This is a genomic window from Prevotella sp. HCN-7019, from assembly GCF_037890215.1.
Classification (GTDB): Bacteria; Bacteroidota; Bacteroidia; order Bacteroidales; family Bacteroidaceae; genus Prevotella.
This window is the reverse complement of record NZ_JBBKBO010000001.1, coordinates 676926-692355: the sequence shown is the minus strand read 5'-3', so window position 1 is coordinate 692355 and position 15430 is coordinate 676926. Positions and strand designations below refer to the sequence as shown.

12 protein-coding genes are annotated in these 15430 nt (G+C 49.3%); 5 read left to right on the top strand and 7 right to left on the bottom strand.

Annotated elements, in window-relative coordinates:
• Positions 1 to 37: 37 nt before the first annotated feature.
• A complete protein-coding gene (locus WKT13_RS02415; protein ID WP_298618899.1) occupies positions 38 to 3211 on the bottom strand; it encodes a SusC/RagA family TonB-linked outer membrane protein in 3174 nt (1057 codons plus the stop codon).
• A gap of 304 nt (positions 3212 to 3515) precedes the next feature.
• Between WKT13_RS02415 and WKT13_RS02410 the strand changes: the two genes are divergently transcribed.
• A complete protein-coding gene (locus tag WKT13_RS02410) occupies positions 3516 to 3746 on the top strand; it encodes a hypothetical protein (RefSeq protein WP_340322665.1) in 231 nt (76 codons plus the stop codon).
• Between the two features lie 751 nt (positions 3747 to 4497).
• Here the strand turns inward: WKT13_RS02410 and WKT13_RS02405 are convergent.
• Positions 4498 to 5193 carry an SIMPL domain-containing protein gene (locus tag WKT13_RS02405; protein WP_340322664.1) on the bottom strand — a complete coding sequence of 232 codons (696 nt, stop codon included), beginning with the start codon at positions 5191 to 5193 and terminating at the stop codon, positions 4498 to 4500.
• A gap of 48 nt (positions 5194 to 5241) precedes the next feature.
• Positions 5242 to 5781 carry an LOG family protein gene (locus WKT13_RS02400; RefSeq protein ID WP_340322663.1) on the bottom strand — a complete coding sequence of 180 codons (540 nt, stop codon included), beginning with the start codon at positions 5779 to 5781 and terminating at the stop codon, positions 5242 to 5244.
• 224 nt (positions 5782 to 6005) lie between these two features.
• Here WKT13_RS02400 and WKT13_RS02395 point away from each other — a divergent pair, with 224 nt between their 5' ends.
• Positions 6006 to 7874 (top strand): DEAD/DEAH box helicase, encoded by a 1869-nt coding sequence (locus WKT13_RS02395; protein WP_298618905.1) that lies wholly within the window; start codon positions 6006 to 6008, stop codon positions 7872 to 7874.
• 162 nt (positions 7875 to 8036) lie between these two features.
• On the opposite strand, the gene WKT13_RS02390 is transcribed toward WKT13_RS02395, so the two are convergent.
• From WKT13_RS02390 to dapB, 4 genes are all read right to left on the bottom strand, one after another.
• Positions 8037 to 8588 carry a DUF3332 domain-containing protein gene (locus WKT13_RS02390; protein ID WP_298618907.1) on the bottom strand — a complete coding sequence of 184 codons (552 nt, stop codon included), beginning with the start codon at positions 8586 to 8588 and terminating at the stop codon, positions 8037 to 8039.
• A gap of 133 nt (positions 8589 to 8721) precedes the next feature.
• Positions 8722 to 9336 (bottom strand): WbqC family protein, encoded by a 615-nt coding sequence (locus tag WKT13_RS02385; RefSeq protein WP_340322662.1) that lies wholly within the window; start codon positions 9334 to 9336, stop codon positions 8722 to 8724.
• A 32-nt stretch (positions 9337 to 9368) separates the two neighbouring features.
• On the bottom strand, positions 9369 to 10817 hold the full coding sequence (gene lepB, locus WKT13_RS02380) for a signal peptidase I (RefSeq protein ID WP_340322661.1): 1449 nt from the start codon (positions 10815 to 10817) through the stop codon (positions 9369 to 9371).
• A 56-nt stretch (positions 10818 to 10873) separates the two neighbouring features.
• Complete coding sequence (gene dapB, locus WKT13_RS02375; RefSeq protein WP_340322660.1) at positions 10874 to 11629, bottom strand: 4-hydroxy-tetrahydrodipicolinate reductase; 756 nt, start codon at positions 11627 to 11629, stop codon at positions 10874 to 10876.
• Positions 11630 to 11786: 157 nt separating this feature from the next.
• Between dapB and WKT13_RS02370 the strand changes: the two genes are divergently transcribed.
• Genes WKT13_RS02370 through WKT13_RS02360 form a run of 3 tightly spaced genes read left to right on the top strand, consistent with a single transcriptional unit; the run spans position 11787 to position 15335 of the window.
• On the top strand, positions 11787 to 12947 hold the full coding sequence (locus tag WKT13_RS02370) for a PCMD domain-containing protein (protein WP_340322659.1): 1161 nt from the start codon (positions 11787 to 11789) through the stop codon (positions 12945 to 12947).
• Positions 12948 to 12961: 14 nt separating this feature from the next.
• On the top strand, positions 12962 to 13720 hold the full coding sequence (locus WKT13_RS02365) for a porin family protein (RefSeq protein ID WP_340322658.1): 759 nt from the start codon (positions 12962 to 12964) through the stop codon (positions 13718 to 13720).
• 16 nt (positions 13721 to 13736) lie between these two features.
• Positions 13737 to 15335 carry a calycin-like domain-containing protein gene (locus tag WKT13_RS02360; protein WP_340322657.1) on the top strand — a complete coding sequence of 533 codons (1599 nt, stop codon included), beginning with the start codon at positions 13737 to 13739 and terminating at the stop codon, positions 15333 to 15335.
• The last annotated feature ends 95 nt before the right edge of the window (positions 15336 to 15430 follow it).

Sequence of the window (15430 nt, the reverse complement as noted above, 5' to 3'; positions counted from 1 at the left end):
GTCCTTTCGCCCTTCGCCGTCAAAACATTGTTTAAGTTTAGAATTCCAGGTTGAAGCCTATACGCCATACTCGGGCCTGTGGATACACACCGTAGTCAACGCCGAGTGACGTTCCTCCTGAAGATATCTCAGGATCAAAGCCGTGATATTTTGTGAATGTGAGAAGATTTTCTGCCGAAACGTACAGTCTGAGTCTGTTGATAAACACATTCTGTGTGATCTTGGCAGGCACTGTGTAACCCAGTTCGATGTTCTTCAGGCGCAGGTAAGAGCCGTCATACACGTAGAGATCTGAAGATTTCCAGTTGTCTGAAGAGTCGCCCACGATGAAGATCGGGTATTTGTTAGATGTGCCCGGGCCAGTCCAGCGGTCGAGCATCCATGACGGCAGGTTGCTTGAGTTGATGTCTATACGGCGTGTTGCGTCGAACACATCGTTGCCGGCAGTACCCTGCCACATCATGTTGAAGTCGAATCCGCGCCATGCAGCCGAGAAGTTCACGCCGAAAGTCCAGTCAGGCATACCCTTGCCTATCTTCGTACGGTCGTTATCATCAATCACACCGTCATTGTTGATATCCACAAATCTCACATAACCCGGTTTTGCATCCGGCTGTATAGGAGTTTTTCCGTCAGGACCAACATAAGAGTCTATCTCCTCCTGTGTCTGGAATATGCCGGCTGTCTTCAGTCCGTAGAAGTAAGGGAACGGTTCGCCGTTCATGGCGCGTGTGATGGTTCCCACACCCTGGAACGAGTCGTAGGCAGCCCAGCCCGTATCGTTTCCGAGTTCCACAAGTTTATTCTTCAAATAAGAAGCGTTGCCTCGTATGCTGAACTGTGCGTCAGACACATGGAACTTATAACCCAGTTCGAACTCAACGCCGGAGTTCTCCATCTTGCCCACGTTGCCGATAGGCTTTGTCTCTCCAACGTAAGAAGGTATGGCCATTGTCATAAGCATGCCGTTGGTCTTCTTCTTATAGTAGTCAACAGTGAATGTTAGGGCGTTGTCCATGAATCCGAAGTCAAGACCTATGTCAGTCTGTTCCGACTCCTCCCACTTGAGGTCAGGATTTGAAAGTCCGTTTGCCTTCACACCGTTTATCACAGACTCACCGCGTCCGAGTATGTAGTTATTGCCCGTAGATGTGAAGACAGCATAGCGGAAGTCGTCGATGTTCTCGTTACCGTTCTTACCCCAGCTGGCACGGAGTTTCAGGTTTGACAGCCACTGCGGAGCGTTCTTCATGAACGGTTCGTTGGTGATGTTCCATCCGATAGAGAATGAAGGGAATGTAGCATATTTGTTGTTTGTACCGAAACGGCTCGAACCGTCACGGCGAACTGTTGCCTGGAACATGTAGCGCTCAGCGTAGTTGTAGCTCAGACGGGCAAACATAGACGACAGTGTATGCGGATTTGACGGGCCACCCCATCCGTCGCGCTCGCCGTTCTCGGCCAGACCAGACGCGAAGTTGATGTAAGGCTTGTTAAGGTCGATGAGGTTCCAGCGGCTTGCACCGAGTGTCCAGCCGGTGTTCTTCATGGCCGACTGTCCGAGCACTACGTTGAATGTGTGGTCGCCGAAGGTCTTGTCGTAGGTCAGCACGTTCTCGAGCTGCCATACGGTGCCACGGTCGCTCTCCTGCGATGCACTTGTGTGAGTGGCCTTGTTGTTGGTTGTGAGATAATACAATATAGTGTGGCTCTCATTGCCCCAGAACGACATGTCGGCTCCATAAGATATGCGGTACTTCAATCCGTCCCACAACTGCAGTTCGGCAGCGAAGTTGGTGACGAACTTATGACTCCAGTTCTGTGCTCCCGGCAGCGAGAGTGCGGCCAGCGGGTTCACCATTTCGTTGTATGTAGTACCGGCGATGGTGTACGGATCGCCGTTCGGCGAGAGTATCGGGCCGGGATAGTCGGGCTGTGTCTGACGGTAGAACTCGTCCTGAGCATCGGCAGCTGCGCCCGTAAGAGTAGGTGTAAGGATTGGCGAAAGCGAGAGAGCCGAACCCAGCGGAGAACCCCACTGCGAGTTGGCGTCGATGCTCTTCGACTTCACACGTGCGTAAGAGAGGTTAACGGTGATGTCGAGTTTGTTGAGCCAGTTGCGTTCCTTCGACATGTCGAACATGTTGTACTTCGTGTTGCTGCGCAGCGAGAGGCGCTGATAGTTGGAACGGTCGAAGTTGCCGCCGATGATACCTTCCTGCTCGTAGTAGCCCATTGAGAGATAATAATTCACTTTGTCCGAAGCTCCGCTGATGGTCACGTCGTGGTTTGTCACCGGTGCGTTGTCGTTGAACAGTTCGTCCTGCCAGTCGGTTCCGTCGGTGATTACGTTGCCCATTGCGTCGGTGAGATGATACGGATCTGAATACAACGGCTTCATGCCGGCATTGATGTATCCTTCGTTCATCATTACTGCATACTCTGTGGCGTTGAGCACGTCGCGCTTGCGCCATTTGCTCTGCCATCCGTAAGAGAAGTTGTAGTTCACCTTCACCTTACCCTTCTTACCTGATTTTGTGGTGACGAGCACAACACCGTTGGCGGCACGCGCACCATAGATAGCTCCCGAAGCTGCATCCTTGAGCACCTCGATGCTCTCGATGTCGCTCGGGTTGACATAGTCGAGGCCGCCCTCAATAGGCATACCGTCGACAATATAAAGCGGATCTGAGTTGTTTATGGTTCCTATACCACGCACACGTATCTGCGCTGCGGCTCCCGGCTGACCTGACGATGATGTGACAGTCACACCGGCTGCGAGACCTTTAAGGGCGTTATCCATACGCACAGGCGCTGTGGTGGCCAGGTCGTCGGCCGACACTTTTGCGATTGATGCTGTGACGACGCTCTTTTTCTGCACACCGTAACCCACGACAACCACTTCGCCAAGCATCTCGTTGTCCTCATGCATCACTATGTGCATACCGGCAGCGGCTTTTGTCTCGATAGTCTTATAACCTATGTACGAGATAGTGATGGCACTGCCCTCCGGCACCTTTGCTAACTTGAACTCTCCGTTTATATCGGAGAAAACGCCGTTCTTGCTTCCTTTCTGGAAGACAGACGCTCCAATTATCGGTTCGCCCAAATCGTCAACGATCGTACCGGAGCAGACAAACTCCTGCGCGTACATTGCCGTTGACACCAACGAAACCAATAACGTCAGAATGAAAGATTTAAATTTTTTCATAAAGTTTATTACTTTTGGTTTTGTTTAGGTACGTTCATGAATTAACCTTCGCAAATTTATTGATTAAAAAAATCAGAAAAAAGCGCACAAATACAAAAAGTGGATTACAAAGGCCCTATATAAAAACGGATTTGCCTGAAAACCAATATCTTACAAAAACGAGGCTTTCGCAAAAAAGTGGACGCAAGATAACTGCCATACGCCACACTAAAGGCGGAAAAACCACGAAAAATGAGTTGTGACTCTATCGTGAGGACACCGTGAAACGGCATTTCCGGCACCAGAGAGGCGACATAACCGCTACATGGCGCAGAGACAACGGAAGCGTCAGTGCGAAGGCATCGGAGGGATGCGCGGAAACGGCTTTAAGGTACAACGGCTGAGGGATGGCGGAGATGAATATTCATACATCCGCGCTATGAAACATGCAGACAACGGAAATCTGAAAAACAGAAACTGCATGAAATTCCGCGTGTTCACACAACATGGCGGAGGAGTCACGGCTACGCCGTTTGCAGTTTCTGTAGGGATGTAACGGTAATCGGGGTGTAAACCATTGCGGCATCAGTCCCGCATAGGCGTTGTTATCTTCAGCAGGAAGAGAAGCCAAAGGGTGTAGTTACAGATTTTCAGTATCCTGCGGTTTTTCCGCTTGAGTTTTCAGTTCTACCCCAAAAAATAAGAGAGAATTTGCGCGCGGACTCTCCCTCGGACGCAAATACGCGAGAAATAAGAGCCTTACGCAAAATGTTGAATATCAAAGACTTGTATTAAGAACAGATTTTCCGACCGTGCGAAATGCACCATTTCAGCACGTGATATTGCCCATATCTGGGCCTGAAACAAACGATATCACACCCTGAAACAGTCGTAAACGGAGGCTGATATGGGCAAAATCGGAACGCAGAACCAGCCGGCCGGCACTCCACAACAGGATATACGACAAGACGCTACGAGCCGGAACAGGCTTTATCGCATCATGTTCGGCAAATTCTTACATCTCTTTTGCGATTTTATTTTGTCAAAAAAAAGTCAAGAAAAACTGTAAGTTCGTCGTCCGAGTTTTCTTGAAAAACGCCCATATGACGTAAGGAAACACACGTGAGACAGGACCCTTCTTGCGGTGAAGATTCGTCAATGGCGGCAACGTGAATTTATTGTTATGTGAGCCGCAGTGCCGCCTCAACTCACAGCAAACGCACTACGGCAGGCAGGAAAACAAAAGTCCGCCTGCCACCGCACATGGCGGAGCAGACGGACACAGAATTTTTCATCATGCGACAACGTCATAGCCAGTCGGCCAATTCGTATCTCACAAGCACGGTGTATGTCTTTTTTATGGTGCGGTAAGTATCTGCCGGCGATGCGCCCGAAGCCATTACGTTGGTCTGAGTCAAGGGCATCGGCATTCCGGCACCACTCCCTTCCACAATGCGCATCACACGGCCGAGTCTGCATCCTGCGGCCGAAGCCATATATTCGGCCTTGTTGCGTGCGGCCTTGAGGGCTTCGGTGCGTCCTTTCTCATGCCATTCTGCCATGTTCTTGTTCTTCAGCTCACCTATATACATGGCGTTGATGCCGCGCGTGTCGAGCCCCTTGCGTATGCGTTCGATGGTCTCGAAGTCACTGAGCGTTATGTCCAGACGCTTCGACACGAGAAAGTCCATGCCGCGCTCGCGCCATGTGTTGCCTATCTCCTCGGTGCGCACAGCGTCCGCAGGCACTCCGGCGTCTTTTATGACACGCCTCACCTGCTGCTCGATGACATCGAGCGGCACCTTGGTGGCGAAATCTTCCGGCTTCGACTTGCCGTCGAATTCCTCCTCGAAGTATTCTTTCATCTCGATGATGTAGTGTATCTCGTCCGGCACGATTTCCACTTCGGCCGTACCGCTCACCTCAATGTAGCGGCCCTCGTCGCCGGCAAAGGCCTGTAGCGACAGCAGCATCATGGCTGCGATGAACAACAATCGTCTCATATCTGTTTTATATTCATTAATTGTTCGCTATTCCGTCAGCCGCACACGTCATCCCTCACACGAGAGCATCTCCACAAGTTCGTCCTGAGTGGAGGCCACGAGCAGCTGGTCCTCAAAACCTGGGCGTATCACTCCCGACTGCTTCATGCTGTCGAGCATGGTGAGGAGCGGATTCCAGAAGCCCTTCATGTTGTAGAGAATGACACGCTTGCGATGATAGCCTATCGACGCAGAGGCCACCACGGTGAATATCTCGTCGAGCGTGCCCACGCCTCCGGGCAGTGCCACGAGCACATCACTCTTGGCGAGCATTATGTCCTTACGGTCGCTCAGGTTGTCGCACATTATCTTCACATCCACATGGTCGGACGTGCGTCCGCCCTTCTCCACTATGGTGGGCACGGCTCCTATGCACAGTCCGCCGGCTTCGTGCACCGCGCGGGCCACGCACTCCATGAGCCCCAGATTGCATCCGCCGAACACCAGCGTGTGGCCGTTGCGGCCCATCCACTCTCCGAACCGGCGGGTGAGTTCGAAGAAATCGGCATCAATGTCGGCGTTGGCCGAACAGAAAACTCCTATATGCATAAATCTGTCTTTTTTGAAATCATTGTCAATACGCCACCATTCAGGGGACGATAACACACAAAGATATTAATTATTTACTGATATACAATAAAATAGATGATTATATTTTGTATTGTCTGCCTTTTGCAGTAACTTTGCACCCGGATTCGGGATAAAGACCAAAACTATTGCGTGCGACATTATCGCACAGCACTCCATTTATTTCATTCACAAACAACACAGCATTGAAAACATTTGAAGAATTAGGCGTAAGCGAGGAAATACGCCGCGCCATCACAGAACTCGGATTTGAGCACCCGATGCCTGTACAGGAAGAAGTGATTCCTTTTTTGCTCGGCAATGGTAACGACGTGATTGCCCTGGCGCAGACGGGAACAGGCAAGACAGCCGCTTTCGGCATTCCGCTTCTGCAACGCATCAATCCCTCAGACCGCACAACACAGGCGCTCATACTGAGTCCGACACGTGAGCTGTGCCTTCAGATAGCAGACGACCTGAAGAGTTTCGCAAAATACATCAACGGAATAAACATCGTGGCCGTATATGGCGGCACATCAATCATAAACCAGATACATGCACTGAAACACGGTGCTCAGATCATCGTTGCAACCCCAGGACGACTCATCGACCTGATGAACCGCGGCGCGGCAAAGCTGGACAACGTGAGCAACGTGGTGCTCGACGAGGCCGACGAGATGCTCAACATGGGCTTCTCGGACAGCATAAACGAGATATTCGAGGGCGTACCGCAGGACCGCAACACACTGCTCTTCTCGGCAACAATGAGCAAGGAGATTGAGAAAATAGCCCTTAACTACCTGCACGACCACAAGGAGATTGTGGTGGGCTCGCGCAACGAGGGTGCGGAGAACGTCAACCACATATATTATATGGTGAACGCCAAGGACAAGTATCTGGCACTGAAACGCATCGTTGACTATTATCCGCGCATATTCGCCATCATATTCTGCCGCACGAAGGTGGAGACACAGGAGGTGGCCGACAAGCTCATACGCGACGGTTACAACGCAGAGTCGCTCCACGGCGACCTCTCCCAGCAGCAGCGCGACCTCACAATGCAGAAGTTCCGCCAGCATCTCACACAGCTGCTCGTGGCTACCGACGTGGCGGCACGCGGACTCGACGTGGACGATCTGACGCATGTCATCAACTACGGACTGCCTGACGACATAGAGAGCTATACCCACCGCAGCGGACGTACAGGCCGCGCCGGAAAGAAGGGAACGTCTATCAGCATCATACACACACGCGAACGCCACAAGGTGAAGGCCATTGAGAAGGTGATAGGCAAGAGTTTTGTGGACGGGGAGCTGCCTACACCAAAAGAGATATGCACCAAACAGCTCTACAAGGCTATAGACGAGATAGAGAAGGTGGACGTGAACGAGGAGGAGATTGCGCCGTTCATGGAAGACATAAACAGGCATTTCGAGTATGTGGACAAGGAGGACATACTGAAGAAAATCGTGAGTCTGGAGTTCGGACGTTTCCTTGCCTACTATGCCAACGCGCCTGAGATAGTGAAGCCAACCACCGAACGCGCAAAGAGAGGCGAGGCACGCAAGGACGGCAAGAAGACCAGAACACGCGGACAGCGGAAGGCCGAAAGCGGCTATCGCCGGCTGTTCATCAACCTGGGCAAGGACGACGGATTCTATCCGGGCGAGGTGATGCAGTTCCTCAACAAGAACATGCGCGGAAAGCAGGAGGTGGGACACATCGACCTGATGGGCAAGTTCTCATACATAGAAGTGCCGGAGGAGGATGCGGCAAAGGTGATGCGTGCGCTCGACGGCAAGTCGTACAAAGGACGCACCGTGAGATGCAACGACGCCGACGACCGCAAGCGTGGCGACCGACGCACGAAGAAGGGTGACAGCCGCGACGATTTCAGCAAATATGAGAAGAAGTCGAAGCGACGCGACCGTGGCGCAGAGGCAAAGCCGTTCAGAGAGAGCGGACGCAAGGACGACTGGCGACAGTTCATCAACAATCCCGACATAAAGCTCGTGGGCGACGAACCGGACTTCAGCGAAGAGGGATGGGCACGCCGCCGTCCGCGCAAGAAGTGACACGTACAGCCAATAGGCCACAGCATTGACAACACGCGCAGACAAGGCAGAAAAGCCGTTGCAGCATACGAAATAAAGCGAAAGGGGCATATCACCGGGCGTCACAACAGACGCCGCAGGGATATGCCCCTTTCCTGTTTCTGTGGCTTCGCACAGACGTTTTTATCTCATCGCCCAGAATGTAGCGCCGTTTACGGCCATGCGGGCCTCGAAAAGACCTGCCGCATCTGGTGTGACTGTTATCTTGTCGCCGTCGGGCAGAGATGCCTGTATGGTACCGTCGTCATTGAAACGGAATATCTCTTTGGTCTTACCGTCGACAACCTGCGACCACGAATTGTTCTTGCTGTCGTAGAGGAACTTCATTATCTCGCCGTCGGGTTTCTTTATCTCATAACCATCCTTGAGCGTTGTGACTGCATAATAACGGCCGTCCTGGCCCATTATTGTCTGCGTCTTGCCCTCGTTCTTGGCAAGCGGATTGCTGCCGGACCAGAACTCCATCGTGTTTATTACAAGCGCATCGACAACTCCACACACCGCATAGGCGGGACTGATGAAAAGGAATATGATTTCATTGAGGAACTTCTCGTTCGTCGCTCTGGTGTTCCACATCGCCAGCTTGTGAGTCAGCTGGAAAGAACCTACACACGAACTCGCCATCAGACATCCCGTCATGATAATGGCAGATACTTTCAGATGATTGATTTTCATATTGCAACAAAGTTTTTACGTTCAATTTAACGTAAAGGTATATAATATATATGAAAATGAAACTTTGTGCACATTATTATTTAACATATATTGTTTTTACGCAAAAGAATGTGTAAAAAAACAAAATAAAGTGTCAAAGCAGGAAAATGCCTTCAGGACCTTCGTTGAACAGAAGGTCGAGAATGCTCAGATTGGAAATGAAACCGTGCTTCTGCGCATACACCTGATAGTATGGGCGCGGACTGAATGTGGCATCAATCAGCGGATGTTTCGGGCGGATGGCATCGCGGAAATCGTCGGCGCAGACATCTTCGGCCTGCAGGTATTCGCCGGTGAGTTCTATGGTCGGGCGGATGTCGAGAAGCGAGCAGATGGTATGGGTTATCTCGAGGTTGAAATCGAACAGAAACTCCCAGCGGCGCTCGAAGAACGGACGTATGTCGTCGGCATAATAGTCGAAGAACGGACTTTCTCCATAGGATGACACAAGAGCGTTCCAGTGGAGATGACGCCATGAGCCGTGATCGCTTATCCGTATGTCGCGCATAAGGCACTTACGGCCCTCATAGCGTTCTATGGGGACCGTAAGCGTTTGGGGACCTCCGGTCGCTGCTATCACACAACGGTTGCGGTAGGTCTGCTTCACGTAGTTGTCATAACGTTCGATGAAGCACCGGTCATAGCGGTGCAGCTTCTGATACCACTGCACCGGACCGAAGTATGCTGATGAAAGTAAAGCTTGCGTCATTACGGACAATATTGCTTGAACAGGACGTTACCTTACTTGATATTGTCGACAAAGCGGAACAGACGGTTCCAGCGTATGCCGCTGAAGCCATGACGGTCGGGATCGCTCGACCACCAGATGAATATCGGCTTGCCCACAATGTGGTCTTCAGGAACGAATCCCCAGTAGCGTGAGTCGAGTGAGTTGTGGCGGTTGTCGCCCATCATCCAGTAGTAGTCCATAGCGAAGGTGTAGGTCTTTGCCAGTTTGCCGTCGATGTATATGCTTCCGTTGTTTATCTTCAGGTCGTGACCCTCATAAACGCGTATGGGGCGTTCGTATATCGCGATATTGTCCAGTGTCAGGTTGATGGTTTCGCCTTTCTTAGGAATCCATACCGGACCGTAGTTATCGCGTGTCCATCCTGTAGCGCCGTTCAGCGGATAGATGTCCTCAGTGGTGGCGTCGGTGTTGAGCGTAATGCTCTCGACAATGTCGCGACGTGTTTTCAATATGCGTGCAGCACGGGCTGTAAGCGGAAGATAACCACGCTCGTTAAGGCTCATGAGATCTTCCATCGATATGCCGAGCTGCTCCATGAGGTTTTCGGGCATAGACGACTTCAGCTTCACGTAGTAGGTGTACTGCACGTTGTCCGGTTCTTTGTTGGGTTTGCCGTCAACATATACGATGCGGTCCTTTATCTGGAGTGTCTGTCCGGGAAGACCGACACAACGTTTCACATAATTCTCACGACGGTCTACCGGACGCGATATCACCTCGCCGTACAGTTGCGAATTTTCAGCAATGTAACGGCGTCCGATAGCGTAAATATAGTCGAAGAACTTGAGACGGGCTTCCGCATCAAGGTTTCTGTAATCTACCGGATCCGGATATTGTTCCTGATATATCTGATGACCGAACGAATAAACCATCTGATAGAAGTCCTGGGTCTGCCACTGCTCGGCTGTGCAGAGCGAGTCACCGGCCGGATAGTTGAACACAACGATGTCGTTGAGTTTCACCTTGCCAAGACCCGGTGCGCGGTCGTAACCCCACTGCGGCCACTCGATGTACGACTTGCAGTTGAGCACAGGAAGTGTGTGCTGCGTAAGCGGCATGGTAAGCGGTGTGTTCGGTTTGCGCGGACCGTAGCTTATCTTGCTCACAAAGAGATAATCGCCTGTGAGAAGTGACTTCTCAAGCGAGCTTGAAGGAATGACATAGTTCTGAAAGAAAAACAGATTGATGAAATATACTGCCACAAGAGCAAAGACAAGAGCGTCGACCCATGACATGACGAACCGTACGGGACGTTCGGCATAACGCCACCACTGCCAGCGTATTTTCTTCGTTATGTAAACGTCGAAGATGAACGGAAGGACAAGAAGTCCCCACCAACTGCCAATCCAATAGAGGAAGAGCAGATAAAGAACGGCAACACCAGCGAACTTGGCCCACTGCACTTTCATGTTTATTCTTTCTTTTTCCTTGTCTATCATTGTTTCTGACTTATTTTGAGATATTGATATTATTGCAGCCTTGCAGTCATGCCGTATCAGAACTTGAACAGATCGGCTGTTGTAAGCAGACCGGTATGATCCTTGGTGTATTCGGCCGCAAGAACAGCACCGAGAGCAAATCCTTCACGCGAATGGGCGTCGTGGGTGATTGTGATGCAGTCGGCCGGACTGTCATAAACAATAGAGTGGATGCCGGGAACCTCGTCGCGACGCAGGCTTTCTATGGCCAGCAAAGACGGATCAACGTCGTTAGAACCCTCCACAGTGCCGTCGGCATGGAGCTGGCGTCCCTTTGTCCAGTCGTTCTTACGGTCAATATTTTCTATTATCTCCTCGGCAAGAGTTATGGCAGTGCCCGACGGAGCATCGAGCTTGTGCACATGATGTGTCTCGCTCATATGAACGTCATATTGCGGAAAATTGTTCATTATACGTGCGAGATATCTGTTCACGGCAGAGAATATGGCGACGCCGACAGATAAATTGCTAGCCCAGAAAAGCGTCTGTCCGCCTTCGGTACACAGACGGCGTACATCCTCACCGTGTTCTTTCATCCATCCGGTAGAACCGCTGACAACCTTCACATTGTGCTTGAAAGCTCTCAGATAATTGTCATAAGCGGAAGTAGGATTTGTGAATTCAATGGCTACATCGGCCGATGCAAATGCCTCACTGTCAAAATCGGAAAGATTATCAACGTCGATAATGCTTACTATACGGTGGCCACGGGCTTTTGCAATGGCCTCTACCATGTGGCCCATCTTGCCGTAACCAATCAATGCTATATTCATAATAGATAAAAAATTACAGTTATGCAAAGTTATTAATTATTTGTCACATTCGTGACATTTATTAGGATATATAAGTAAAAAGTAGCCATATTTTATAAAAACTTTTGGATGTAATGAGTTTTTTTCTTACCTTTACACCGTTTTTTTAATTATAATAATGAGAAGCCCATACGTATTATTGATGTCCGTCGTATGCTGCGGAATGCTTTCGTCATGTTTTAAAGACGAACCATTAAATGCAGAATGCGACATTGAAGAGGCATACATTCATGCAGACAATCCCGAAGAAATGTTTTTCAATGCGTCAGACTCACTGATCAAAGTTCTTTACAACGAACATAATATCGACTTCAAAGTAAGGAAGGAAACTGATCTGACAGCAATTGCTCCACGTTTCAGAATAACTGAGGGTGCGACTATTGTGCCGGGAAACGGTTCTGTGCAGGACTTCTCCAATGGTCCGGTAAAATACACTGTGACATCGGAAGACGGGCAGTGGAGCCGCGAATATTATGTATCGGTAAATATTCAGACACAGACTGTTAGCGACACTATCTACTACGACTTCGAAAGATACGCTCTTAACTCCAAGAGCAAATATTATATCTGGAGCGATCTGAACCCTGACGGAACCGAAGCCTACAACTGGGCAACCGGCAATCCGGGTTTTGCTGTCAGCCGACCGACTGCGAAGCCAGAGGAATATCCCACAACACCATGGGTTGACGGACTGGATGGCTCTGCCGTTAAACTGACAACATCTGACACGGGTCCGTTTGGAGCACTCAAGAACATGCGCATCGCCTCAGGCAATCTCTTCATCGGACGTTTCGATGCCACAGTAGCAATCCAGCCCGGAGGAGCGATGAAAGCTACTATGTTCGGACTGAAATACACTACAGGAAAGAAACCTGTAAAACTCATGGGAAATTATAAATATAAACCGGGAGCTGTATATCAGGACAAATACGGAAAACCTGTTGAAGGCAAGACAGACACTGGAGATATTTATGCTGTGCTCTATAAAAACACCGACAGTAACGGCAATCCCGTGGTGCTGTATGGTGACAATGTGTTGACAAGCCCGCAGATAGTGGCAATCGCGCGACTCGACAAAGTTGAGAATACTGATACATGGACAGAGTTTGAAGTGGATTTCAATTATACACAGGAAGTGGACGAGTCTTTGCTCAACAACTACGGATACAATCTTGCAGTGGTATTCTCATCAAGCATAGAAGGAGCTAACTTCGAAGGAGCTATCGGCAGTACGATGTTTGTGGACAAAGTGAGAGTTATTTGTGAAACAACAGAATAACAAAAAAGATGAAAATGAATTATAACAAATCCATTCTGATACTATTCCTCCTCATAGCAGGTGTGTCCAATGCCGTATGTGGCAGTATTTTCGACAACCTGACATACTACGGTCGTCTTGGTTACAATATCGGAGGAACTGCTCCGATCGGCATGCCGGCAACCATCAGAAGTCTGTCAAAATATACCATCAAAGTAAATACTACTATCGGCCTCGATGCTTACAAACCCATCGACGGCAAATGGGGACTTATTGGCGGATTCCACATTGAGAACAAAGGAATGAACACCGATGCCCGTGTAAAGAACTACAGCATGGAGATGCGTCAGGGTGGTGAGTCTTTGAAAGGTGTCTTCACCGGTCAGGTGGTATCAAAAGTAGAGGAATGGATGGTAACACTTCCATTACAGGCAACATATGACATCAATGACAAAGTAAGAGTAAAGTTCGGCCCATATTTCTCTTATCTTCTTTCGAACAAATTCGATGGCTACGCCTACGACGGTTATCTGCGCGTAGGTGATCCCACCGGTGAGAAAATAGAATTGGGAACAGACGAAGCCTCACGCGGTACATACGATTTCTCCGACTACATGCGCAAATGGCAATTTGGTGTTGATTTGGGCGCAGATTGGTATTTCTCACGCCGCTTCGGAGCCTATTTCGACCTTTCATGGGGACTGTCCGGAGTATTCAAAGAGAACTTCAAGACAATAGAACAGACACTTTACCCGATCTACGGAACAATAGGTTTAACATACAAACTAAATTAATTAAAGGATTTTTAGGATGAAAAAAATTTTTACTTCATTACTGACAATGGTTGCTTTTGCCGTATCTGCTATGGCAACAGACTACAAAGACATTATGACTGTCACTGTCAACGGAGTACAGGCGACACCGACAGAGAACACAATCTCAATCGAAGACAAAGGTGAGAACGGATATACTCTCAGTCTGAAAAACTTCGTTATGTACATGGAAGGCGAACCAATGCCTGTAGGAACCATCGTACTTGAGAATGTTGGCGCAACTGCCAATGGCGAGGTGACAACACTTAAGACAAATCAGGAAATAACAATAGCCGAAGGTGATGATCCAAACTTCGCAGGACAGTGGTTGGGACCAATACTCTCTGCAACAGGAGAACTTATACCAGTAAACCTTGTTGGTGAGATACGTGGCGACAAGTTCTACACCGTAATCAACATCTACTTTTCGGAAATGAATATCAAAGTTGTATTCGGAAACGGTGGTTATCAGATAACAAACTCTGACTTCGAACTCTTCCACAAAGCCACATATACAGGTGCATTCAATAAAAAGTACGAAAGCGATGAGCCAAACGCATGGCACTCATTCATGAGCAGCACCGGAAGTCTTGCCTCTGCAGTAAGCTCCAACACTCACACTTATATATCAGATGACGTTCGTCCGGGTACAACAGGAAAGAAAAGTGTGAAAGTCGTATCAGGAATAGTTCTTGGTTTCCAGCCGGCAAACGGAACTATCACAACCGGTCGGCTCAAAGCAGCAGGATTAACTGCAACCGACACAAAAAACAACTCATTCCTCGATCTGACCAACAAAGATGTTGACGGCAACGGCGATCCATTCTACACACTGCTGAACGGCCAGCCTGACGCTATCAAGGTCTGGGTGAAGTATCAGCAGGGAGAGGTAAATGAAACTTACCCATACGCAACAATAAGCGCAACCATCACAGACGGTACATACTATCAGGATCCGGAAGACAAGACCTATACAAACATCGTTGCAAAAGCTAAGAACGACAAGATTGAGAGCAAAGGCTTCGAGTGGCAGGAACTCACAATTCCGTTCGACTACGCTTCTTTCGCAACAAACAATGCTGAGACAAAAGCCATCCTCGTTACTATGTCAACCAACGCACAGCCGGGTGTGGCAAGTTCATCAGCAAATAATCCCGACGTTCTTATCATTGACGACCTCTCACTCGTTTACAACTCACAGCTTGCTTCACTGAAAGTAAAGGGTGCTGACGTTGAAGGCTTCAACAAAGACGAGTTCAACTACGATCTCACAGCCGAAGGCGCAATCAGCGTTGACGATATCGAAGCTGTTTCAGACGGTCAGGGTGCTTATGTTACAAAGAGCGTTGAAGATGTTGACGGAGGCGTGAAAGTTACAATAACAGTCACATCTAACGACCTCCAGACAACAAATGTTTACACTCTCAACATCACAGGTGCTACAACAACAGGCATCAACAAGATTGAGACAACAACAGGCAAAGGCACTGCTGCCATCTATAACGTAAACGGACAGCGCGTTAACAACATGTCACAGAAAGGTCTTTACATCATCCGTCAGGCCGACGGCAAAACCGTGAAAGTATTGAAGAAATAATCAAAGAACGAATATTCATCAAGAAAAAAATCCCGGACTGTCGATAGTTCGGGATTTTTTGTGTAGCTTTGTATCACTCCTTTTCGTCTTTGCTA